This window comes from Nocardia sp. NPDC004582, assembly GCF_053602115.1.
The window spans coordinates 1-22,472 of the sequence record NZ_JBSGCY010000110.1 but is presented as its reverse complement, the minus strand read 5'-3'; the positions used below and the strand labels follow the sequence as shown (position 1 = coordinate 22,472).

At 69.6% G+C, this 22,472-nt stretch carries 18 protein-coding genes and 1 pseudogene; 9 read left to right on the top strand and 10 right to left on the bottom strand.

Translation table 11 applies throughout. From position 1 onward, the window contains the following. Together ACWELJ_RS25325 and ACWELJ_RS25320 are read left to right on the top strand one after the other, a co-directional pair. Positions 1-418 (top strand): annotated as a pseudogene (locus tag ACWELJ_RS25325) (hypothetical protein); the annotation flags it as partial. 89 nt (positions 419-507) lie between these two features. Next, positions 508-1,152 (top strand): dihydrofolate reductase family protein, encoded by a 645-nt coding sequence (locus ACWELJ_RS25320; protein ID WP_452368623.1) that lies wholly within the window; start codon positions 508-510, stop codon positions 1,150-1,152. Between the two features lie 186 nt (positions 1,153-1,338). On the opposite strand, the gene ACWELJ_RS25315 is transcribed toward ACWELJ_RS25320, so the two are convergent. The 10 genes from ACWELJ_RS25315 to ACWELJ_RS25270 all read right to left on the bottom strand — a co-directional run bounded on the left by ACWELJ_RS25315 (position 1,339) and on the right by ACWELJ_RS25270 (position 11,905). Then, positions 1,339-2,211 (bottom strand): alpha/beta fold hydrolase, encoded by an 873-nt coding sequence (locus tag ACWELJ_RS25315; protein WP_452368622.1) that lies wholly within the window; start codon positions 2,209-2,211, stop codon positions 1,339-1,341. A 159-nt stretch (positions 2,212-2,370) separates the two neighbouring features. Next, a complete protein-coding gene (locus tag ACWELJ_RS25310; RefSeq protein WP_452368621.1) occupies positions 2,371-3,123 on the bottom strand; it encodes a hypothetical protein in 753 nt (250 codons plus the stop codon). Positions 3,124-3,131: 8 nt separating this feature from the next. Continuing rightward, on the bottom strand, positions 3,132-4,283 hold the full coding sequence (locus tag ACWELJ_RS25305) for a thiolase family protein (protein ID WP_452368620.1): 1,152 nt from the start codon (positions 4,281-4,283) through the stop codon (positions 3,132-3,134). A gap of 31 nt (positions 4,284-4,314) precedes the next feature. Then, complete coding sequence (locus tag ACWELJ_RS25300) at positions 4,315-5,088, bottom strand: crotonase/enoyl-CoA hydratase family protein (RefSeq protein WP_452368619.1); 774 nt, start codon at positions 5,086-5,088, stop codon at positions 4,315-4,317. Further along, entirely contained in the window at positions 5,085-5,849 is a 765-nt protein-coding gene (locus ACWELJ_RS25295; RefSeq protein WP_452368618.1) for an SDR family NAD(P)-dependent oxidoreductase, read from the bottom strand. Before ACWELJ_RS25295 ends, ACWELJ_RS25300 begins: the two co-directional genes overlap by 4 nt. A gap of 35 nt (positions 5,850-5,884) precedes the next feature. Further along, positions 5,885-7,033: an acyl-CoA dehydrogenase family protein gene (locus ACWELJ_RS25290; RefSeq protein ID WP_452368617.1), complete on the bottom strand. Its 1,149-nt coding sequence runs from the start codon at positions 7,031-7,033 to the stop codon at positions 5,885-5,887. A gap of 76 nt (positions 7,034-7,109) precedes the next feature. Next, complete coding sequence (locus ACWELJ_RS25285) at positions 7,110-8,297, bottom strand: CaiB/BaiF CoA transferase family protein (protein ID WP_452368616.1); 1,188 nt, start codon at positions 8,295-8,297, stop codon at positions 7,110-7,112. Next, a complete protein-coding gene (locus ACWELJ_RS25280) occupies positions 8,294-9,610 on the bottom strand; it encodes an MFS transporter (protein ID WP_452368615.1) in 1,317 nt (438 codons plus the stop codon). Before ACWELJ_RS25280 ends, ACWELJ_RS25285 begins: the two co-directional genes overlap by 4 nt. A 219-nt stretch (positions 9,611-9,829) precedes the next feature. Further along, positions 9,830-10,807: a LysR family transcriptional regulator gene (locus ACWELJ_RS25275; RefSeq protein ID WP_452368614.1), complete on the bottom strand. Its 978-nt coding sequence runs from the start codon at positions 10,805-10,807 to the stop codon at positions 9,830-9,832. Between the two features lie 81 nt (positions 10,808-10,888). Beyond that, positions 10,889-11,905 carry a heme o synthase gene (locus tag ACWELJ_RS25270; protein WP_452368613.1) on the bottom strand — a complete coding sequence of 339 codons (1,017 nt, stop codon included), beginning with the start codon at positions 11,903-11,905 and terminating at the stop codon, positions 10,889-10,891. 371 nt (positions 11,906-12,276) lie between these two features. Here ACWELJ_RS25270 and tkt point away from each other — a divergent pair, with 371 nt between their 5' ends. The 7 genes from tkt to ACWELJ_RS25235 all read left to right on the top strand — a co-directional run. Beyond that, entirely contained in the window at positions 12,277-14,421 is a 2,145-nt protein-coding gene (gene tkt / locus ACWELJ_RS25265; RefSeq protein WP_452368612.1) for a transketolase, read from the top strand. Positions 14,422-14,426: 5 nt separating this feature from the next. Beyond that, on the top strand, positions 14,427-15,557 hold the full coding sequence (gene tal, locus ACWELJ_RS25260) for a transaldolase (RefSeq protein WP_452368611.1): 1,131 nt from the start codon (positions 14,427-14,429) through the stop codon (positions 15,555-15,557). A gap of 29 nt (positions 15,558-15,586) precedes the next feature. Then, positions 15,587-17,122: a glucose-6-phosphate dehydrogenase gene (gene zwf, locus ACWELJ_RS25255; RefSeq protein ID WP_452368624.1), complete on the top strand. Its 1,536-nt coding sequence runs from the start codon at positions 15,587-15,589 to the stop codon at positions 17,120-17,122. A gap of 25 nt (positions 17,123-17,147) precedes the next feature. Next, on the top strand, positions 17,148-18,056 hold the full coding sequence (opcA, locus tag ACWELJ_RS25250) for a glucose-6-phosphate dehydrogenase assembly protein OpcA (protein WP_452368610.1): 909 nt from the start codon (positions 17,148-17,150) through the stop codon (positions 18,054-18,056). Then, positions 18,049-18,786, top strand: coding sequence for a 6-phosphogluconolactonase (gene pgl, locus ACWELJ_RS25245; RefSeq protein WP_452368609.1), 738 nt, complete (start codon positions 18,049-18,051; stop codon positions 18,784-18,786). Before opcA ends, pgl begins: the two co-directional genes overlap by 8 nt. A gap of 213 nt (positions 18,787-18,999) precedes the next feature. Then, positions 19,000-19,794, top strand: coding sequence for a hypothetical protein (locus ACWELJ_RS25240; protein WP_452368608.1), 795 nt, complete (start codon positions 19,000-19,002; stop codon positions 19,792-19,794). A gap of 88 nt (positions 19,795-19,882) precedes the next feature. Further along, positions 19,883-22,472: BTAD domain-containing putative transcriptional regulator (locus ACWELJ_RS25235; RefSeq protein ID WP_452368607.1), on the top strand; the 2,590-nt coding region annotated here is incomplete at its 3' end.

The window sequence follows — 22,472 nt, the reverse complement described above, 5'->3', positions numbered from 1 at the left end:
GGCCGGACGTCCGCCCGGACCGCCACCGGCCGGGCAGCCGCAGCCCCGGCCGGGCATCGGCCCGGGCCCCCAATCGCGTCCCGAGCCCGCCCCGTCCACCGCCCCGCAATGGTCGGTGCCGACTCAGCAGCAGGAACGAGACCGGTTCCCGCTGTGGAACGAACCGCAGCCGACGGGCGACGGGCGCAAGCGCCGCCGTGATCTGCCGATCCTCGGAGCACTGTTGCTGGCGTTGATCATTCTGGTGATCGCCATCGCCTGCGCGGGCCGGAACACTCCGGAGAAGTCGCCGGACAAGCAGCCGCAACCGTCGCATTCGACGGTCGTCGACTCCCCCACCTCCGCGCACTCCGTCGATCCGACGCTGCCCAGGACGACGGTTCCGCCCGCCTGCTTCCCGTTGCAGCCCTGCCGCTGATCCGATCGGTCGTGTCGATCGAGCGGTTCGCCGTTCGATGAGAGGGTAGGGACGGAACCCGCCGCCCCTTCACCCGAGAGGCTCGCGTCATGCCGAAACTCCGCGTCCACAATTACGCCGTCTCCCTCGACGGTTTCGCCGCCGGCCCGGGTCAGGGTCCCGACACGCCCCTCGGCGTGGGCGGACAACACCTGCACGACTGGGTGTTCCGCACCCGCTACGGCCGCCACATGATCGGTGAGCCCGGCGGCGATCCCGGGCCCGACAACGACTTCCTCGCCGCCGGTGACGTCAATATCGGCGCCACCATCATGGGCCGCAATATGTTCGGCCCGGTCCGCGGCGAGTGGCCCGACCACTCCTGGACCGGCTGGTGGGGCGACAACCCGCCGTATCACCACGACACCTTCGTGATGACCCATCACCCGCGTCCGGCGCTGCCGATGAAGGGCGGCACCACTTTCCATTTCGTGTCCGGTACGCCCGAGCAGGTGCTGGCGCAGGCGTTCGAGGCGGCGCAGGGCCAGGATGTGCGGCTCGGCGGCGGGGCGAGTACGGTGCGCGCCTTCCTCGCCGCCGGATTGATCGACGACCTGCACATGGCGATCGTCCCGACGTTCCTCGGCACGGGTGAGCGCCTGTTCGACAACCTCGGCACACTGCCCGGCTACCGCGTCAGCGAGATGCTCGCCACGTCCGCGGTCACGCACGTGTGGCTCACCAAGCTCACCTAGACGCTCACCCCGCGCGGAAGATCAGCCGCACGAGACGAATTGCCGGACGATGCCGAGACGCACCGCCGATGAACTTGCCGCTCAGGGGAGTTCGACTCCGGGTGCTCGAAAAGCCGAAGGGCTCCCGAGCACCCGGAGCCGAGACCAGCGGTCACCCACGGGAACCGGTCTGCGCTGGTCAGGCGGTCAGCCCTGGTCCGTGTCGAGGATCTCGCGCAGCCGCTGCGCGAACGGCTCGGGCTGACCCGGATACCCGGAGTCGGGGCCGGTGAAGCCGCCGTGGTGACTCGGGAAGACGGCCGGGGTCGAGCCGAGCAGGGCGGCGGTGGCTTCGGCGGTGCGGGCGGTGAAGGTGCCCGCCGATTCCTCGCCGACGGCGATGACGACGCGGGTGGGCGCGGCCGCCAGCCCGGCGGGGTCGGGGACGTAACCGGTGATGGCCCAGGACGCGTCGGACAACAGCGGGTCGTCGCGGGTGCCGTCGTCCTCGGTGGGCATGCCGAACATGGCCGGGTCCGCCGGGGGTTGGGCGAAGTAGGCGTCGGTGAATTCGCCCTGCCAGGAGGTGAGGGCGATGAAGGCGGCCATCCCCGCGAACGAGCCCTTGGCCTGGTAGGCGTCGCGGACCTGGGCCTGCGCGCGGGCGGCGGCCTCGGCGTCGGGCAGCACGCTGATGATCGGGGGTTCGTGGGCGACGAGGGTGGTCACGTCGCCGGGGTGGGCGGTGACCAGGGCCAGCGCGGTGACCGCGCCGCCGCTGCTGGCGAACAAGTCGACCGGGCCCACCTTCAGGGCGCCGAGCAGGGCATGAACGTCCTCGGCCTGCACGGTCGGCGAATTGTCGGTGCGGCCGTCCTTGCGGACACTGCGGCCCAGCCCGCGCGGGTCATAGGTGATGACGGTCCGGTCCGGGAAGTACGCCGCCAGCGCGGTGAAGCCCGCCGCGGTCATCGGCTGGCCGATCATCAGCAGCGGCCGGTGCGCGCTCTGCGACGGCGCGGGCCCCAACAGGTCGTAGGCGAGGTCGACGTCGGGCAGAGCCAGAATGTGTTCGATCATCGGGCGGCTGTTCCTCTCGGTGTGGGGGCGGCGGTTCCGCCCTTCACCTTCTCATCGAACAGCCGCGAGCCGAATCGACACGCACGCCCGAAAATTCACCGGCGTGGCCGCCGGCCGGATCGAGATGCGCCCGGGCCGGGCGCATCTCACGCGCGGGGCCTACTTCGTGGCCGGGGTGGCCTGGGCGGGATCCTTGCAGTACGCGAGCTCGGGCGGGCAGGGTGTCAGGATCGTCGAGAAGTACTGGAAGGCCGAGAAGAGCGTGATCGGGCCGCCGACCGTGATCAGCCCGACCATCGAGCCGACCGCGCCGAGTGTCGCCGCACCGAGGACACAGCCCGCGATGGTGGCGCCGACGAAGGGCACCAGCAACGCGATCACCGGGCTCGACAGCGCCGCGCCCGCGGCCGCGCCGACCAGACAGCCGACACCGCCGCCGAGTACCGCGCCCAGGACCGCGCTGACGCCCGAGCCGATGGCGACCCGCTGGCTGAACGCACCCAGTTCCATCGAATCCCGGGGCGTGAAGGACTCCGAGACCTGTCGCACCGTACGGATTTCCGTGCGCGCCACCGGGGTGACCGGTTGCCCGGCGCGCCGATCCGGCGTCAGCGTCGCGGTGTTTCCCTCGATGTGGGCGGCGATCGGATAGGCGACGTCGTCGAGGCGGTAGGTCAACGGTATCGACGCGACCGGCCGGTCCGCACGGTCGGTGAGCACCAGTTGATCGGCGACGATCCGCACACGCCCGTCCGGCGTGGACAGTACGGCCGAGTCGGCCTGACGCCCGATCTCGTAATGCACCGAATTCGGGTCGGCGCCCGCAGCGGGATCGGCCTGCACGACGCCGGCGGTCCAGGCGGTGGCCGCCACCGCGCACACGGCGACCGCGATGGTGTTCTTCCTTTTCATGGGACTCCTCAGAGATTTTCGAAGATGGTGGCGTTGGCCATGCCGCCGCCCTCGCACATGGTCTGCAGCCCGTAGCGCACGCCGTCGGCCCGCATCCGGTGCACCAGCGTGGTCGCCAGCCGCGCGCCCGAGCCGCCGAGGGGGTGGCCGATGGCGATGGCGCCACCGTCGGGGTTCACCCGGTCCTCGGGCGCCCCGGTCGCGCGCAGCCACGCGCCGACCACACTGGCGAAGGCCTCGTTCACCTCGAACGAGCCGATGTCGTCGAGGCTCAATCCGGCGCGGGCGAGCACGCGGGCGGTGGCCGGAATGGGCCCGGCGAGCATGGCGACGGGGTCATCGCCGATGACGGTGGCGGTGTGGATGCGGGCCAGTGGCCGCAAGCCCAGTTCGTGAGCGCGCTCGGAGGTGGTCACCAGCAGCGCCGCCGCGCCGTCGGAGATCTGCGACGCGTTGCCCGCCGTGACGCGGCCGTCTTCGCCGAAGGCCGGCTTCAGGGCGGCCAGCGCCTCGGGCGTGGTGTCGCGCCGGATGCCCTCGTCGGTGGTGAACAGTTCACCGTCGGGCAGTTCGATAGGGGCGATCTCGGCGGCGAAACGGCCCCCGTCGATGGCTCGGGCCGCGCGCTGATGGGAGCGAATGCTGTACTCGTCCAGGAACTCCCGGCTCAGGTCGTAGCGTTCGGCCAGGATTTCGGCGCCGCGGCCCTGGTTGAACTCGATCCCGGTGTAGCGTCGCCGGATCCGTTCGCTGTTGGGATCGCCGAGTCCGACCCGGCGCGCCGAGCCCATGGGGATCCTCGTCATCGACTCGACGCCACCCGCGACCGCGAGGTCGTATTGACCGGAGATGACCCCGGCGGCCGCGAAATGCAGTGCCTGCTGGCTGGATCCGCACTGCCGTTCGATCGTCGTGCCCGCGACGGTCTCGGGCCAGCCGGCCGCGAGCACGGTGTTGCGGGCGATATTTCCGGCCTGTTCGCCGACCTGACCGACGCATCCCCAGATGACGTCGTCCACCAGGTCCGGGGCGACCCCGGCACGCTCGACGAGCGCGGTGATCACGGCGGCCGAAAGGTCGACCGGGTGAACGTCTTTCAGGCGGCCGTTGCGACGGCCCACGGGACTGCGGACCGCTTCGACGATCACGGCATCACGCATCGACTGACTCCTTGCGGGGAAAATTGTTGGGTTACTTGCCGGTCCAGACCGGGAGGCGTTTCTCGGCGAAGGCGCGGGCGCCCTCTTTCGCGTCGCCGGACGCGAACACCGGTCCGGTCAGCCGCCGGGTGCGCGCGAAGGACTCCGCCGCGGGCCAGTCCGCCGATTCGCCGATGATCCGTTTGCTGACCTGAACGGCCAAGGGCCCGTTCGCCGCGATGACTTCGGCGAGCTCGATGGCGCACTCCAGCACGTGCCCCGCCTCGGCGATCCGGTTCACCAGCCCGAAGGCGTGCAGCTCCGCGGCCGTGCGGGGCCGGCCGGTGAGGATCATCTCCACCGCAACCGACCGGGGCAGGCGGGCCGGCAGTCGATGCAGTCCACCCGCCGCGGCCACCAACCCACGCGCGACCTCGGGCAGTCCGAAGATCGCGGTGCGGCCCGCCACCACCAGGTCCGCGGCGAGCGCGATCTCGAACCCACCGGCGAGCGCCGGTCCGTCCACCGCCGCGATCAGCGGCTTCACCGGCGGCGCCTCGACCAGCCCGGCGAATCCGCGCCCCTCGACGCGCGGGCTCTCGCCGCGCAGGAAGGCCTTGAGATCCATTCCCGCGCAGAAGAATCCACCGGCTCCGGTGATCACGCCGACCCGCAGTGCGGGGTCGGTCTCCAGCAGGTCGAGCGCCGCGGCCACGCCCTCGGCGACGGCCCGGTCGACCGCGTTGCGCGCCCGCGGCCGGTTCAGGGTGATGACCAGCACCGGTCCCGACCGCTCGACCAGGACCACGGGATCGGGCGCGCTCATCGCGGCGCCATCCGGATGGCGCCGTCGAGCCGGATGGTCTCGCCGTTGAGCATGCCGTTCTCGATGATGTGGGCGGCCAGCCGGGCGAACTCGTCGGGCTCGCCCAGCCGGCGCGGATGCGGGATCCCCGAGACCAGCTGCTCACGAATATCGGCACGGGCGTTGATCAGCAACGGCGTGGCGAAGACGCCGGGCGCGATGGTGCAGACCCGAATCTGGTTGCTGGACAAATCGCGTGCCGCGGGCAGGGTCATGCCCACCACCCCGGCCTTGGAGGCGGCGTAATTGATCTGACCGATCTGGCCCTCGTAAGCGGCGACCGACGCGGTGAGCACGCAGACGCCGCGGTCGCCTTCCAGGGGCTCGTTCGCGGCCATCGCCTCGGCCGCGAACCGCAGCACATTGAAGGTGCCGATGAGGTTCAACCGGATCACCGACTCGAAGGGTTCGAGGTCGGCGGCGGACCCGTCCTTGGTCAGCAGGCGCATGGGCTTGCCGCGACCGGCGCAGTGCACGACCGCGCGCACCGGGCCACGCTCGGCGGCGGCGGTGAAGGCAGCCCGGACGGCTGACTCGTCGGTGACGTCGGCGGGCACGAATCGCGCTGCGGCACCGAGTTTCTCGGCCTGTTCCGCACCGGCGGACCCGGGCAGGTCCACGATGGTGACGCCGGCGCCGGACTCGACCAGCCGGGTGGCGGTGGCCAGGCCGAGACCCGACGCCCCGCCGGTCACGACGGTATTGATGTTGTCGATCTGCATGGGATTCCTCGCGGGATGCGTAGTGGGGACGGCTCTTACAGGCCCATGGACTTGGAGATGACGCTCTTCATGACCTCGCTGGTGCCGCCGAAGATCCGGGTGACACGGGCATCGGCGTACAGGCGCGCGATCGGGTATTCGGTCATGTAGCCGTATCCGCCGTGCAGCTGCAGACATTTGTCGATGACCCGCGCCTGCATCTCGGTGCAGAAGAGCTTGACCTTGGCGGCGTCGGCCGGGGTCAGGGTGCGCGCGTCCAGCCCGATCAGCGCCTGATCGATGAGCGCCTGCCCGGCCTGCAACTCGGTCGCGCATTCGGCCAGCACGAACTTCGTGTTCTGGAATCCGGCGAGCGGCGAGCCGAAGATCTTGCGCTGCTTGGCGTAATCGATGGCCAAGTCGACCGCGGCGGTCGCGGTGGCCTGCGCGGTGATGGCGATCGAGAGCCGCTCCTGGGGCAGATTGTTGCCGAGCATGCCGAACGCCTCGCCCTCGACGCCCAGCAGGTTGCGGGCCGGCACCCGCACATCGTCGAAGCTCAGTTCCGCGGTGTCGCTGGATTTCATGCCGATCTTCTCCAGATTGCGGCCCTTGCCGAATCCAGGCATCCCGGCCTCGACGACCAGCAGCGACAAGCCCTTTCGCCGGTTCTCGGGGACCTGGGCGGTGCGGGCCACCACGATCACCAGGTCGGCGTTGATGCCGCCGGTGATGAAGGTCTTGTTGCCGTTGAGCACGAAGTCGTCGCCGTCGCGATACGCGGTCGTGGCGACCCCGGCCAGGTCCGAGCCGATCCCCGGCTCGGTCATCGCGATCGCGCTGACCAGGCTGCCGTCGGCGAAACCGGGGAACCAGCGCTCACGCTGTTCGGCGTTCGCGTACTCCAGGAAGTAGGGCAGCACCGTGTTCAGGTGCACCTGGAATCCGCCGAGTGACGCGGCGGCATAACCGATCTCCTCGTAGACGACGGTATTGAACAGGAAACTGGTGATGCCGCCGCCACCGTATTCCTCCGGAATCTGCAGGCCGTTGATGCCGATCTCGGCGGTACGCCGATAGAGGTCACGCGGCATCGAGCCCTGCTTCTCCCAGTCGTGCAGGTTCGGGGTGATCTCCTTGGCGATGAACTGCCGGACCACATCACGGAAGGCTTCGTGATCGTCGTTGAAGACAGCGCGCTGCATAATGAATCCTGTTCTATGAAATATCGTGGGCTCGTTCGGCTTTCGGCCCGAACCGGCCCGAGGGAAAAAGGCGGAGCTAGGCCGCGGCGACGACACCGATGGCGGACAATTCCGCGATCGCCAGGGCGTCATAGCCGAGCTCGGCGAGGATCTCGGTGGTGTGCTGCCCCAGGTCCGGGCTCGCCACCCCCGCCGGCTCCGCGACACTGCCCAGGTGCCACGGCGATCCGAGTGCGGTGGCCCGGCCGCCGTCGGCGCGCTCGACCTCGATGAACAGTCCGGCGGCGGCGACGTCGGGGCTGTCCAACGCCTCCGGGTAGGTATTGATTCGGCCCGCGACCACGCCATTGGTGGTCAGCAATGCCATGGCCTCGTCGCTGGTCATGGTGGTGAACGCGGCACGCAGTTCGGTCAGCAGCGCCGCGCGGTTGCGCACGCGGGACCCGTTGTCCGCGAAACGCGGGTCCTGGGCGAGTTCGGGACGGCCGAGCAGATCGCACAGGCGGCGGAAATGCGGCTGGGAGTAGGCCGACACCACGATATTGCCGTCGGTGGTGGTCATGACGTCGGCGGCCGGTGCCACCGTCGGCTGGCCATTGCCCATGCGCTCGGGGGTGGTGCCGGTCCGCAGGTACGCGCCCCAGTTGGGCGTCTGCAGATGAATGGCCACCTCGAGCAGCGAAACCTCCACCGTGTCACCGGCCCCGGTCCGCAGGCGGCGGACATACGCGGCCAGGATCGCCTGGGCGCAGACGTAAGCCGTCGCGGCGTCGATGATCTGGGCGCCGACCTTCTGCGGCTCGCGACCGGCCTCACCGGTGACCCACATCAGACCGCTCTCCGCCTGCGCGGCGATATCCAGTCCCGCACGGAATTTCGACGGACCGTGCAGCCCGAATCCGCTCACCGTGGCGTACACCATTCGCGGATGCTCGGCCAGGACCTGCTCCGCGCCCAGACCGAACGACTCCATCACGCCGGGGCGCAGATTCTGCACGACGATATCGGCCTGCGCGATCAGTTCGCGTGCGATGCGCTGTCCGCGTGGGTCTTTCAGATCCACCGCGATGGCCCGCTTGCCGCGGTTGTAGTTGTCGATCATCGCCTGGCCGTGCGGACCGATACCGCGAGCGGACTCGCCGTGCACCGGCTCCACCTTGATGACCTCGGCGCCGAGATCGGCGAGGAGCTGCGCGGTGGCGGGCGCCGCGATGAACTGCCCGAAATCCACGACACGAACGTCCTGTAAGGGCTTGCCGGTCATACTGTTTCCTCGATCCGATTGCGAACGCGAACGATGTCGCGATCCGGGTTGACCATGAAGACGGCGATCGCGCTGCCGGCGATCAGCAGGATTCCGCTGACCAGGAATCCGAATCCGTATCCGGCCGTCGTGTCCGGGGCATTGCCGACAGCGAAACCGAGCACGAGGGGCGCGATCATTCCGGAGATACTCGCCAGGGCGCTGAGCCCGCCCAGCACCATGCCGCGCTTCTTGGCGTGCACGACGTCGGCGACCGCCGAGAGCGCGACGCCATAGGCGGCGGTATTGAGCGAGAAGGCGAGTGACACCAGCACGATCTGCGGCCACCCGTGGTCGATGACGGTGAATCCCGCCATCGCGACGCCCGAACCGGCGATCAATCCGGCGCACAGGTAGCCCCGGGCGACCTTGCGGGAGACGCCCCGAGCCAGCAACCGGCCCGACAGCCAGCCCGCGGCGATCGCCCCGACCGCGGCGATGGCGTAGGGAATCATCACGAGGCGACCGACGGTGATCTTGTCGTAGCCCAGCCCGGCCTCCAGATACACCGGCAGCCAGGTGACTTTGAGCGTGGTCGACCAGTACGAACAGAACATCAGCAAGGCGACGCCGAGCACCGTTCCGGTCCGCACGATCACCCGGTACGGGGCGTCGACGGTGTCACCCGCCGCGGCCGGACCGGCGCCGGTCGGCGCCTCGCCCGAGCGCCGGCCCAGCACCATCCAGGCCACCGCCCACACGATGCCCAGCGGAATCAGGAGGTAGAAGGCGGCGTGCCAATTCCAGCGCGCGATGATCCAGGTCAGCACCGGTGCGGCGATCAGGGTTCCGATGGACGCGCCGGCGCTCACCATGGAACTCGGCGTGGCCCGCTTCTCCGGCGGAAACCACGAGTGCACCGCGTGATTCGCCAGCGCGAAGGCCGGCCCCTCGGCGAAACCGAGAACGACGCGGCAGATCAGGAACGTGCCGAATCCGATCGGCCCGAGCAGCGGGACCATGGTGACGACCCACACCAGCACCAGACCGGCCAGCAACCAGCGCAGATTCACCCGCGACGCGAGCGCCCCGAAGAACAACGCGCCCACGGCGAACAGCCAGAAGAATCCGCTCTGCACGAGACCGAATTGCTGCGCGCTGAGACCGAGGTCCTTTTGAATCTGCACGCCCGCGAATGCGATCACGGATTTATCGGCGTTATTGATCAGCATGAAAACAACGAGCAGACCGGTGATGATCCACGCCCGCCGCATGCTCGGCGCCCGGTCGGACGCCGTTTGCGACGCCTCCGGTGCGATCTTCGTATCCGACATGAAAACCCTTCAGAGGATTGGCATAGAGCTCACATCCGGCTGCAAGGGGGCACGCCGATCGAATCTCCGAAACACAACGAGAATTGCTGTGATCCAGCCCGAGCCGGGCTTGTCGAGTGAGCTGTTACACATTCCACCGCTCAGGTTTCATACAGTCAAAGACGAAAAACCTGGGTCTATGACTGCTTTTGCCTATAGGTAGGGGTGAGAGCGGGCGGACTACCCGCCCAGGAGCCGATGGCTGTCGTCGCGCGCCGCCTCCGCGGCGCCGACGAGCGACAGCCCGGCCGCGACGTGGCGGTTCACCAGGTCAGCGAATTCCGCGACCGAGGCGCGGGCGACGGCCACGAATTCGGTCGCGATCCGACTGATCGGGCCGACGCGGGCGATCACCCCCATCTCACGGGTGACCCGCGGCTCGATCACGCGCACCGCACCGCCACGCGGGAGCGCGACCAGAGCACTGCGCAGGGTGACGATGCTGTAGCCGCCACCACCCAGCACGATCGGCAGCACCGCGCCGCGCTGCTGCACCCGGACGGCGATATCGGGTTCCACGCCGTGCGCGCGGAGCGTGTTCTCGATGAAGTCGCGTGTCTCGGTGCCGCGTTCGCCGAGCACCAGCGGCAGGCCCGACAGCGCGGCGATCGGCACCGGATCGGGCAGGTCCCGGTCGTCCCCGGGCGGGCAGACCAGGACGAAATGCTGGTCGATCAGCACTTCTCCGGTCACGGTGCCCGCCGGCATCGGCGCGGAGAGGAATCCCAATTCGCAGGCGCCCGATTTGACCAGCGCAACGACATCGGCGGTCTCGTCCCGCTCCTCGACATGGATGCGCACATCCGGATGGCTGCGACGAAACTTGGCCACCCACAAGGACAATGGATCCGCCGACAGATCCGACAGCGACGCGATGTCGATTCGCCCCTGGCGGGCGGCGGCCACGTCTCGGACCAAGCTCTCCGCCTGCTCGACCTGCCGCAGAATCGCCCGGGCCGGACCGACCAGCGCCTCCCCCACCGGCGAGAGCACCAGCCCCCGTCCGACGCGGTGGAACAGTGGCGCGCCCAGATCCTTCTCCAGCTTGCGCACCGCCTGTGACAAGGACGGCTGCGCAACCCGCAGCTGAGCCGCCGCCCGGGTCACGCTTCCGCTGTCGACGACCGCCAGGAAGTACTCGAGCTGCCGCAAGTCCACCCTGCCGACTGTAGAGAGCGGCGAGTGCGCCCGGCCCAGCGGCTCGGTGTCAGATCACACCGCGGGTGCCCGGCGCCGGGGTCAGGACCAGCCGAAGAGGGTGTGGCCGAGGGTGTTCCAGCCCAGCACGGAGTCCACGGCGAGACCGCAGAACACGACGGCCAGATAGTTGTTGGACTGCAGGAACAGTCGCAGGGGCTTGACGGATTCGCCCTTGCGGACGCCGGAGTACAGCTGGTGGGCCATCAGCAGGAACCACGCGCCGGCGACCAGCGCGGTCGCGGCGTAGATCACGCCCGCCGCGGGGACCAGGGCGAAGGTGGCCAGCACGGTCGCCCAGGTGTAGAGCACGATCTGCCGGGTGACGGTCTGCTCGGTGGCCACGACCGGGAGCATCGGGACGCCCGCGGCCTTGTAGTCCTCCTTGTACCGCATGGCCAGCGCCCAGGTGTGCGGCGGCGTCCAGAAGAAGATGACCAGGAACAGCACGACGGCGGGCCAGCCGATGTTCCCGGTGACCGCGGACCAGCCGACCAGGGCGGGCATACAGCCCGCCGCGCCGCCCCACACCACGTTCTGCGAGGTGCGGCGCTTGAGGCCGAGGGTGTAGACGAAGACGTAGAACAGGATGGTCGCCACGACCAGCGCGCCGGAGAGCAGGTTGGCCTGCCACCACAGCCAGGCGAACGACGCCAGGCCGAGGGTGACGCCGAAGACGAAGGCGTTGCGGGTGGGTACCGCCTCGCGGGCCAGCGGACGCTTGGAGGTCCGCTTCATCACCTTGTCGATGTCGGCGTCGGCGACACAGTTGAGGGTGTTGGCGCTGGCCGCGCCCATCCAGCCGCCGAACAGGGTGACCAGGATGAGGCGGATGTCGACGGTGCCGCGGTCGGCCAGCAGCATGGTGGGAATCGTTGCGACGAGCAGCAATTCGATGACCCGGGGCTTGGTGAGCGCGATGTAGGCGAGCACGCGCCTGGTCGCCGCCGAGATCGGGCCACTGCCCGTCACCCGGTCGGCGAGCACCGCCCCGGAGGAGCCGTGAGCGCCACCCGGCTGTTGCCCAATCCCCACTGTTTCTCCTCGCACGCCGCGCATTATCCGATCGGTCTGGATTAGTGGTGCGCGATCCAGACCCGGGTCCGGTGCGGAATCCGGACACGGTGCGGCGCGGCCACTACTACAGAGCATGGTAGACCCACGGCGACCATGCTCCCGACCAGGTCCACCCCGACGCGCACCGAGACCGGTTCGCGACGCGTGCCCCGGGCAGTCACGAACAGGTCCGCGAAACGCCACGAACCTACGACACGGCGGCAAGTGATTGCGGGTTCCCTTATGACCACGAAACGCCGCCCTTTAGGGTGGTTGTAGATCGGTGCGGCCGCGTCGCACCCGGATCGAACGCAGCGATTCCCGCCGCCGCCCACAACCGCATCGTTGACGAATAGGTCAGGAGAACCTCGGTCGTGTCAGTCACAGACGACATCCGCGCGCTCACTCAGCCGAACCACCCCACCGACTGGACCGATCTGGACACCAGAGCCGTCGACACGGCCCGGGTCCTCGCCGCCGATGCGGTCCAGAACGCCGGCAACGGCCATCCGGGCACCGCGATGAGCCTCGCCCCGCTGGCCTACACCCTGTTCCAGCGCGTGATGCGCCTGGATCCGGCGGATCCGGCCTGGGTGGGTCGTGACCGTTTCGTCCTGTCCTGCGGCCATTCCAGCCTCACCCTCTACATCCAGCTGTATCTGGCGGGCATGGGTCTCGAGCTGACCGACCTCGAGCACCTGCGCAAGTGGGGTTCGCTGACCCCGGGTCACCCGGAGTACCGGCACACCGATCACGTCGAGATCACCACCGGCCCGCTGGGTCAGGGTCTGGCCTCGGCGGTGGGCATGGCGATGGCGTCGCGGCGTGAGCGCGGCCTGTTCGATCCCGAAGCGGCGCAGGGCGAGAGTGCGTTCGATCACTTCATCTATGTCGTCGCCTCCGACGGTGACATGGAGGAGGGCGTCACCTCCGAGGCGTCCTCGCTGGCGGGCACCCAGCAGCTGGGCAACCTGATCGTCTTCTACGACGACAACGAGATCTCCATCGAGGACGACACCCGCATCGCCTTCACCGAGGACACCGCCGCGCGCTACGCGGCCTACGGCTGGCACGTGCAGACCGTCGAGGGCGGCGAGAACGTCACCGCCATCGAGGCCGCCATCGCCGCCGCGCAGGCCGTGACCGACAAGCCGTCGATCATCCTGCTGCGCACCATCATCGGCTACCCGGCCCCGAACAAGATGAACACCGGCGCCTCGCACGGTGCCGCCCTGGGCGCGGACGAGGTCGCGGCCACCAAGAAGATCCTGGGCTTCGACCCGGAGAAGAGCTTCGACGTGGACGCCGCGGTGATCGCGCACTCGCGCGGCAATGTCGCCGAGCGCGCCAAGGCCATCCGCGCCGCCTGGCAGGAGCAGTTCGACGCCTGGGCCGCCGCCAACCCGGAGAACAAGGCCCTGTTCGACCGCCTGCAGGAGCGCGCGCTACCGGCCGGCTGGACCGAGAACCTGCCGACCTACGAGGCCGACCCCAAGGGCATGGCCACCCGTAAGGCCTCGGGCAAGGTGCTCGCGGCGCTTGCGCCGGTGCTGCCGGAGCTGTGGGGCGGTTCGGCCGACCTCGCGGAGTCCAACAACACCACCATGCCGGGTGTGCCGTCCTTCGGCCCGGAGTCCATCTCCACCGGCACCTGGAAGGCCAACCCGTACGGCCGCACCCTGCACTTCGGTGTGCGTGAGCACGCCATGGGCTCGATCCTCAACGGCATCGCGCTGCACGGACCGACCCGTCCGTACGGCGGCACCTTCCTGGTGTTCTCCGACTACATGCGTCCCGCGGTGCGCCTGGGCGCGCTCATGCGCACCCCGGTCACCTACGTGTGGACCCACGACTCCATCGGCCTCGGCGAGGACGGCCCGACCCACCAGCCGATCGAGCACCTGGCCGCGCTGCGCGCGATCCCGGGCCTGAACGTGGTCCGCCCCGGCGACGCCAACGAGACCACCTACGCGTGGCGCACCATCCTGGAACGCGATAGCTCCGAACGGCATTCGCACTTCCTGGTCTCCGACACCCCGCACCAGGACGGCCCGTCCGCGCTGGCGTTGACCCGTCAGGACCTGCCGATCCAGGAGGGCACCAGCTACGAGGGCGTCCGCAAGGGCGGCTACATCCTGGCCGAATCCTCCACCGGCACACCGCAGGTAATCCTGATCGCCACCGGTTCGGAACTGCAGCTCGCGGTCGAGGCGCGCGCTACGCTCGAGGCACAGGGCATCGGCACCCGCGTGGTGTCCATGCCGTGTGTGGAGTGGTTCGACGCGCAGGAGCAGTCCTACCGCGACGAGGTGCTGCCGCCGTCGGTGCGGGCCCGCGTCACGGTGGAAGCCGGCATCGCGATGCCGTGGCACCGTTTCACCGGTGACGCCGGTGAGAACGTCTCCATCGAGCACTTCGGTGCCTCGGCCGACTTCAAGACGCTGTTCCGCGAGTTCGGCATCACCGCCGATGCCGTGGTCGCCGCTGCCACCCGCTCGCTTGCCAAGGTGAAGGGATAGTTGTCATGACCCAGAACACGAACACCGCGGCCCTGTCGGCCGCCGGGGTTTCGGTGTGGCTGGACGACCTGTCGCGCGATCGCATCAAGTCCGGAAACCTCCAGGGACTGATCGACTCGCGCAATGTCGTCGGCGTCACCACCAACCCGACCATTTTCCAGGGCGCGCTGTCGCAGGGCCACGCCTACGACGAGCAGGTCACCGAGCTCGCCGCGCGCGGCGCGGACGTCGACTCGGCCATCCGCACCATCACCACCGATGACGTGCGCGCGGCCTGCGATGTGTTCGCCGATGTCTTCGCCGCGTCCCAGGGCGTCGACGGCCGGGTCTCCATCGAGGTCGACCCGCGCCTGGCGTTCGACACCGACGGCACGGTGGCCCAGGCCATCGAGCTGTGGAAGATCGTGGACCGGCCCAACCTGTTCATCAAGATCCCGGCCACCGAGGCCGGCCTGCCGGCCATCACCCGGGTGATCGCCGAGGGCATCAGCGTGAACGTGACGCTGATCTTCTCGGTGCAGCGCTACATCGCGGTGATGGGCGCCTACCTCGACGGTCTGCGCAACGCCAACACCGCCGGGCACGACATCGCCAAGATCCAGTCGGTCGCCTCGTTCTTCGTGTCCCGCGTGGATACCGAGATCGACAAGCGCCTCGAGGCCATCGGCACCCCGGAGGCGCTGGCGCTGCGCGGCAAGGCCGGAATCGCCAACGCGCACTTGGCCTATGCCGCCTACCAGGACATCTTCGACGGCGGCGCGCACACCGACGTGTTCAACAAGCTGGCGTCCTCGGGCGGCAACAAGCAGCGCGCGCTGTGGGCCTCGACCGGTGTGAAGAACCCCGAGTACTCCGACACCATGTACGTCACCGAACTGGTCGCCCCCGACACGGTCAACACGCTGCCGGAGAAGACCCTCGAGGCCGTCGCCGACCACGGCGTGATCGTGCCGAACGCGGCCGTCGGCAAGGCGGAGCAGGCGCGGGCGGTCTTCGACCAGCTGGTCGCGGTGGGCATCGACCTGGACGACGTCTTCGGTGTGCTCGAGACCGAGGGCGTCGACAAGTTCGTCGCGTCCTGGCAGGAGCTGCTCGTCGCCACCACCGAAAAGCTGCAGGTCGCAGGGGGCAACTGACCGTGGCACGCGCGGCGACGACGGTCGCGATGCCCAACCCGCTGCGCGATGATCGCGACAGCCGGGTACCCCGCATCGCCGGACCGTGCAACGTGGTGATATTCGGTGTTACCGGTGACCTGTCGCGGCGCAAAGTGCTGCCGGCCATCTACGATCTGGCGAACCGGGGGCTGCTGCCCCCGGGCTTCTCGCTGATCGGCTTCGCCCGCCGGGACTGGACCGACGAGGACTTCGCGAACCTGGTTCACGAGTCGGTGTCGTCCTCGGCGCGCACCCCCTTCCGTGAGGAGGTGTGGCAGCAGCTCAAGGAGGGTCTGCGTTTCGTCCGCGGCACGTTCGAGGACGACGCGGCCTTCCACAAGCTGGCCACCACCCTCAAGGATCTGGACCGGGATCGCGGGACCGGCGGCAATACCGCCTTCTACCTGTCGATCCCGCCCAGCGACTTCCCCATCGTGCTGGAACAGCTGTCCAAGAACGGGCTGGCCAAACCGACCGATTCCCCTGCGGGACAACCGGATCCGTGGCGGCGAGTGGTGATCGAGAAGCCGTTCGGGCACGACCTCGATAGCGCGCAGGAACTCAACGCGCTGGTGAACACGGTGTTCCCGGAGCGGTCGGTGTTCCGCATCGACCACTACCTGGGCAAGGAGACGGTCCAGAACATTCTGGCGCTGCGCTTCGCCAACCAGTTGTGGGATCCGATCTGGAACGCCAACTATGTGGACCACGTGCAGATCACCATGGCCGAGGACATCGGCCTGGGTGGTCGCGCGGGGTACTACGACGGCATCGGCGCGGCCCGCGACGTCATCCAGAATCACCTGCTGCAGCTGCTGGCGCTCACGGCCATGGAAGAGCCCGTGAGCTTCCAGCCCAAGCAGTTGCAGATCGAGAAGATCAAGGTGCTCTCGGCCACGAAACTCGTTGCGCCGCTGGACGAGACGACCGCGCGCGGCCAGTACACGGCGGGCTGGCAGGGCAGTGAGCCGGTGGTGGGCCTGCTGCAGGAGGAGGGCTTCGACCCCAACTCCCGCACCGAGACCTACGCCGCCATCACCCTGTCGGTGGCGACCCGGCGCTGGGCGGGCGTGCCGTTCTATCTGCGCACCGGCAAGCGCCTGGGCCGCCGCGTCACCGAGATCGCGGTCGTGTTCAAGCGCGCCCCGCACCTGCCGTTCGACCAGACCATGACCGAGGAACTCGGGCAGAACGCGCTGGTCATCCGGGTGCAGCCGGACGAGGGCATCACCATGCGATTCGGGTCCAAGGTGCCCGGGTCGTCGATGGAGGTGCGCGACGTGAACATGGACTTCAGCTACGGCGAGGCGTTCACCGAGGACTCCCCCGAGGCCTACGAGCGCCTCATCCTGGATGTGCTGCTCGGGGTGCCGTCGCTGTTCCCGGTCAACGAGGAGGTCGAATTGTCCTGGCGCATCCTCGATCCCGCGCTCGAACACTGGGCCGCGACCGGTAAACCCGACCCGTACGAGGCGGGCGGCTGGGGTCCGGAATCCGCCGACGAGATGCTCGCGCGCAGCGGGCGGGAATGGCGGCGGCCGTGATCACACCCACCCAGGAGCCCGCCCGATGATCATCGACATGCCCGACACCGATACCCGCGAGGTGTCGAAACGCCTTGTGCAGCTGCGGGAATCCAACGGCGTGGTCACCATGGGCCGGGTACTCACCCTGGTGGTGTGCACCCTCGACAGCTCCGAGGCCGAGGACGCCATCGACGCCGCCAACGACGCCAGCCGCGAGCACCCCTGCCGGGTGATCGTGCTGGCCCGCGGCGACCGCATGGCCGAAACCCGCCTGGACGCGCAGATCCGGGTCGGCGGCGACGCCGGGGCGGCCGAGGTGATCGTGCTGCGGCTGCAGGGCGAGCTGGTGCCGCACGAGGCCAGCGTGGTGATCCCGTTCCTGCTGCCCGACACCCCCGTGGTGGCGTGGTGGCCGCGGGGCGCGCCGGAGTTCCCGTCCAAGGATTCGGTGGGCCGTCTGGCCACGCGCCGCATCACCGACGCCACCTTCGCCGCCGATCCGCAGGCCACCATCAAGGGCCGCCGCGACTCCTACGCGGCCGGGGACACCGATCTGGCGTGGAGCCGGGTCACCTATTGGCGGGCGCTGCTGGCGGCGGCGCTGGACGAGGCCCCGTTCGAAACCGTTGAGTCGGTGACGATTTCGGGCCTGAAGGAGGAGCCGGCGCTGGACATGCTGGCGGGCTGGCTGGCCGCGCGCCTGGACTGCCCGGTGGTGCGGCGCACCGGCGAGCTGAAGGTGGAGATGCGCCGGCCCTCGGTGTCGATCGCCATTTCACGCCCGCAGCACGGCCGCACCGCGACCCTGTCCCGCACCGGCGAACCCGACCAGCGTTTCGCGCTGGCGCGGCGCGAGACCAAGGACTGCCTGGCCGAGGAACTGCGTCACCTCGACGCCGACGACATCTACGCCGAGGCCCTCACCGGAATCGAAAGGGTGACCTATGAGTAAGCCCGCCGTCACGGAAACATTCACCACCGTCGACGATCTGGTGGCCGCGGCGGCCGCCCGCTTCGTCGCGCAGGTGGTGGAGGCGCAGCGCCTGCGCGGCTCCGCCTCGGTGGCCCTGACCGGCGGCGGCACCGGCATCGCGCTCCTGGAGCTGGTGCGCAAGGCGCCCGGCGACATCGACTGGGGCAAGCTCGACATCTTCTGGGGCGACGAGCGTTTCGTGCCCACCGGCGATCCGGAGCGCAATGAGCTCCAGGCCCGCCACGCCCTGCTCGACCACGTCCCGGTCGACCCGGCCCGGGTGCACCCGACCGAGACCTCGAGCGGCGACTATCCGGACCCGCTGGAGGCGGCGGGCGAGTACTCGGCCACCGTGCACGCCCACCTGGCCGAGCACGGCGCGTTCGACCTGCACCTGCTCGGCATGGGCGGGGAAGGGCACATCAACTCGCTGTTCCCGCACACCGACGCCACCCGCGAGGAACACGAACTGGTTGTGGCCGAGACCAATTCGCCCAAGCCGCCGGCGGTGCGCATCACGCTGACGCTGCCCGCGATCCGCAAGTCGCGCCACGTCATGCTGATCGTGTCCGGTGAGGCCAAGGCGGCCGCGGTGGCCGCCGCCCTCAACGGCGCGTCGCCGCTCGACATCCCGGCGGCGGGCGCGGTCGGCACCGAGTCCACCACCTGGCTGCTGGACCAGAGCGCCGCGGCGGACCTGCCGCGCTAGTTCGCCCGGACGGCGGGCCCGGATCGGTCGATCCGGGCCCGCCGTTCGTCGTTTCCGCCGACACCCTGGCCTCCCCGGCCGACGCGCGGCGTCCCCGCATGCCCGGACCGCCGACACCGCTGTAAACGGGTAGCCGACTACTCGCGATCAGCTGGTAGCACGCGGCTAGCGTCGAATCCGCGCCGAAAGGCTCGGCGCATCGAGGGGAACGCCATGATCGACATCATCACCCTGCGCGGCACCGGGGAGCAGCGCAATTCGGACGGGACACCGGCGGGCATGCTGCACGATGTCGCCAAACTGCTGGTCACGAGCAAGTTCAGCGCGTTCGAACCGGACTGGCCCGCCGAGATCGGCCCGGTGCCCAGTACCTGGGGCTCCTCACTGAACACCTCGGTGCGGCTCGGGGTCGCGGCCGGGGTCAAGGCCATCCAGGATTCGCCGAATGTGTGCGGCGTGCTGAGCTATTCGCTCGGCGGGATCGTGGCCAGTACGATCCTGCAGGGCGTGCGGGCGGGGGTCTACACCAATGTCGACGGCTCGCCGCTGGAGATCGCGTTCGCGGTGAACATCGCCAATCCGATGCGCCGCAAGGGAGAGTCGGTCGGCGACCTGTGCCCGCCGGACACCTACGGCCTGCACGGTCAGCGCGGGGCCTGGCCGCTGGGCCTGGACGTGCGTGAGTACGCCAACCCCAACGACATCATCACCTCCTCCCCCGGCGATTCGCCGCTGCGCGCCATCGACACCGCCATCTCCCCCTTCTCCCTGGTCGAGGGCGCGCGCATCGGCAACCTGACCCCGATGCTGTTCCACGAGCTGCTGGACTTCCTGCTCCAGAACCCGATCGCCAACCTGGACCGCTACACCACCGCGGTGCGCGGTCTGCTCGGCTACCTGACGCCCTGGCCGGACGGCGAGCACGTCCGCTACTCCGGCCACAATATGCCGGGCACGAACGTGTTGTGGACGACCCACGCGGCGGAATACCTCAACGCCCACTACTGAATGGTTCCCGCGCCACGACACGGGACACTGATGCGCTTCACGGTGCTCACAGCGATAGATTGCCGAGTGAGAGCTAGTGAGGTGATTCGTGGGTGATCTGCCGGGTGATGGCGAGCCGAACGGTGCGCGGCCGACGGTGCGTTTACACGTCCTGGGCGGGCTTGCGGCCACGGTCGAGGGCCGGCCGGTCGATCTGGGCGGGCTGCGGCAACGGAGTTTGCTGGCCGCATTGATCGCCGCCTTTCCGCGCGAGGTGTCGGCGGATCGGCTGCTCGAGCAGGTGTGGCACGACGCCGCCCTACCGTCGGTGAGTTCGCTGCATTTCGGGATCTCGAAGCTGCGCGACCGGCTCGAGCCCGACCGCCGGCGCGGCGCCGCGGGCGTGATCATCCGCAACGCCACCAGCTACCGGTTGGACCTGGCCGCCGACCGGATCGACGCCCACCGTTTCACCAGCCACCTCGCGGCGGCCGAATCGGCCCGCACCACAGGTGATTCCGTGACGGCGCTGCGCGCCTACGAGACGGCGTTGAACGAGTGGCGAGGCGCGCCGTACGCCGATATCGCCGACGCCGATTTCGTCCGGCCGGAGATCGCGCGACTCACCGCGCTCGAGCTCAGGGCACGAAAAGCACTGGTGGAGTTGCGCCTCGAGACCGGTCACGCCGAGACCGCGCTGCTCGACGCGGAGGCTTTGGCGGTGGCGCATCCGCTCGACGAACGCGTCTGGGAGCTGACCGCGCTGGCCCGCTACCGGGCCGGACGCCAATCCGACGCGCTGGCCGCGCTGCGCGACATCCGCGACCGGCTCGACACCGAACTGGGCATCGAACCCGGAATCCGGCTGCGTGAGCTCGAGACCGCCATCCTGCGCCACGACGAGGAGCTGCTGCGCGGACCGCAGGCCCCCGCCCGGATCACCGTGACCGAGACCGCGCCGATCTGCCCCATGCCGGTGCCGCGGACCCAATTGATCGGCCGCACGGCCGAACTCGACGATATCGGCCGCGCCCTGCGCGCCACCCGGCTGGTGACCTTGGTCGGAACCGGCGGGGTCGGCAAGACCCGGCTGGCCGTCGAGACGTGCCGCCGCCTGCCTCGGACGGCGGGCTCCGGAGGCGAGCCGTGGTGGGTCGATCTGGCCCCGGTCGAATCCGACGAGCTGGTCGCGGCGACCGTCGCCGAGGCGCTGCAGGTCATCGGCGCCGGCACCCCCGAACGGCTCGCCGACATCGTCGCGAACCGGGAATGCACACTGCTGCTGGACAATTGCGAACACGTCCTCGACGGGGTCGCCCACGTGGTTCACACGCTGCTGATCCGCTGCCCCGCTGTTCGGGTCATCGCCACCAGCCGCGAACCGCTCGCGGTCGACGGCGAGCACGTCTTCGAGGTTCCCCCGCTGGACGAGTCCGACGCCGTCGAGTTGTTCGCCGCGCGGGCCGCGGGCGTGGTGGCGGGCTGGTCGCTGGACGAGTCGGTGCGCGAGCCGGTCCGGCGGATCTGCGCGGATCTCGACGGTATCCCGCTCGCCGTGGAATTGGCCGCCGCGCAATTGCGGGTGCTGTCCGAACAGCAGATCGCCGACGGTCTGGCGGACCGGTTCACGCTGCTCGCCGGCGGCGCCCGCACCGCACCCGCCCGCCAGCGCCGCCTCGCCGACACCATCGACTGGAGCTACCGGCTGCTCGACCCCGCCGAAGCGCGGCTGCTGCGCGATATCGCGGTCTTCGCGGGGAGCTTCGACATCGACGCCGCCGCGGCCGTGCACGGCGCGTCGAATTCGATGGCCGTGCTGGAACCGCTGACCGGTCTGGTGCGCCGGTCGCTGCTGCGGGTGCGGCCCGCGTCGTCGCCGCGCCGCTACCGCATGCTGCAGAGCATTCGCGAATTCGCCCTGGCCCGTTGCGAAGCCGAGGAGCTGGAGCGGGTGCGCGCGGCGCACCGCCGCTGCGTGCTGGAGCGGGCGGAGGGCGCCGCGGTGCATCTGCGGGACGCGCGCGCGGCGGCGCTACTGGATTCACTCGGCGCCGATGTCGCCGAACACCGTGCCGCCATCGCGTCCGCGTTCGCGGTCGGCGACCCCGGGTACGTGCTGCGGCTGGCCGCGGCCCTGCACTGGTTCTGGTATCGGCGCGGGTTCATCGCGGAGGGCATCGTGGCCATCACCGGCGCACTCGATGCGAGGGAAGCATCCGGGCACGGGGTCGAACCCGGAACCCTGTCCCTTGCCCTCGGCGGGCTGGGCGGTCTGCGCTATCTCTCCGGCGATCCGCTCCGCGGCGCGGCGGCCACCGCACAGGCCGAGCGGACGGCGGCCGCGGCGGGTGATCTCGACACCGCGGCGTGGATGCGTTCGTGGACCACCTACATGCGCGCGATCGCCGAGCCCACACCCGAGACGGCCGCCGCCGCCTCCGGCGCTGTCGCCTCCGCCCGCGCGGACGCCAGGCCGTGGCAGTTGGCGGAGGCGTTGATGATCGAGGGCATGATCCTGCGGTTCACGAACCGTCCCGAAGCGGCGCGGGACGCGCTGCGGGAGGCGGTCGCGGTCGCCGAGCGCTGCGGGCACCGCTGGTCGGAGGCCTCCGCGTCGTGGTCCGCCTGCCGCGCCCGGACCTTCGGGAGGAAGGCCGAGAGTGCGACCAAGGCACCGACGATGGCGACGCCGGCGGCGA

What these genes read in the sequence shown, in the direction of transcription:
- ACWELJ_RS25285 (WP_452368616.1), bottom strand. Translation starts at nt 8,297, where the DNA reads ATGACCGGCAAGCCCTTACAGGACGTTCGTGTCGTGGATTTCGGGCAG.
- ACWELJ_RS25315 (WP_452368622.1), bottom strand. Translation starts at nt 2,211, where the DNA reads ATGATCGAACACATTCTGGCTCTGCCCGACGTCGACCTCGCCTACGAC.
- ACWELJ_RS25310 (WP_452368621.1), bottom strand. Translation starts at nt 3,123, where the DNA reads ATGAAAAGGAAGAACACCATCGCGGTCGCCGTGTGCGCGGTGGCGGCC.
- ACWELJ_RS25280 (WP_452368615.1), bottom strand. Translation starts at nt 9,610, where the DNA reads ATGTCGGATACGAAGATCGCACCGGAGGCGTCGCAAACGGCGTCCGAC.
- tal (WP_452368611.1), top strand. Translation starts at nt 14,427, where the DNA reads ATGACCCAGAACACGAACACCGCGGCCCTGTCGGCCGCCGGGGTTTCG.
- ACWELJ_RS25300 (WP_452368619.1), bottom strand. Translation starts at nt 5,088, where the DNA reads ATGAGCGCGCCCGATCCCGTGGTCCTGGTCGAGCGGTCGGGACCGGTG.
- ACWELJ_RS25290 (WP_452368617.1), bottom strand. Translation starts at nt 7,033, where the DNA reads ATGCAGCGCGCTGTCTTCAACGACGATCACGAAGCCTTCCGTGATGTG.
- pgl (WP_452368609.1), top strand. Translation starts at nt 18,049, where the DNA reads ATGAGTAAGCCCGCCGTCACGGAAACATTCACCACCGTCGACGATCTG.
- ACWELJ_RS25305 (WP_452368620.1), bottom strand. Translation starts at nt 4,283, where the DNA reads ATGCGTGATGCCGTGATCGTCGAAGCGGTCCGCAGTCCCGTGGGCCGT.
- ACWELJ_RS25320 (WP_452368623.1), top strand. Translation starts at nt 508, where the DNA reads ATGCCGAAACTCCGCGTCCACAATTACGCCGTCTCCCTCGACGGTTTC.
- ACWELJ_RS25270 (WP_452368613.1), bottom strand. Translation starts at nt 11,905, where the DNA reads ATGCGCGGCGTGCGAGGAGAAACAGTGGGGATTGGGCAACAGCCGGGT.
- ACWELJ_RS25240 (WP_452368608.1), top strand. Translation starts at nt 19,000, where the DNA reads ATGATCGACATCATCACCCTGCGCGGCACCGGGGAGCAGCGCAATTCG.
- zwf (WP_452368624.1), top strand. Translation starts at nt 15,587, where the DNA reads ATGCCCAACCCGCTGCGCGATGATCGCGACAGCCGGGTACCCCGCATC.
- opcA (WP_452368610.1), top strand. Translation starts at nt 17,148, where the DNA reads ATGATCATCGACATGCCCGACACCGATACCCGCGAGGTGTCGAAACGC.
- ACWELJ_RS25295 (WP_452368618.1), bottom strand. Translation starts at nt 5,849, where the DNA reads ATGCAGATCGACAACATCAATACCGTCGTGACCGGCGGGGCGTCGGGT.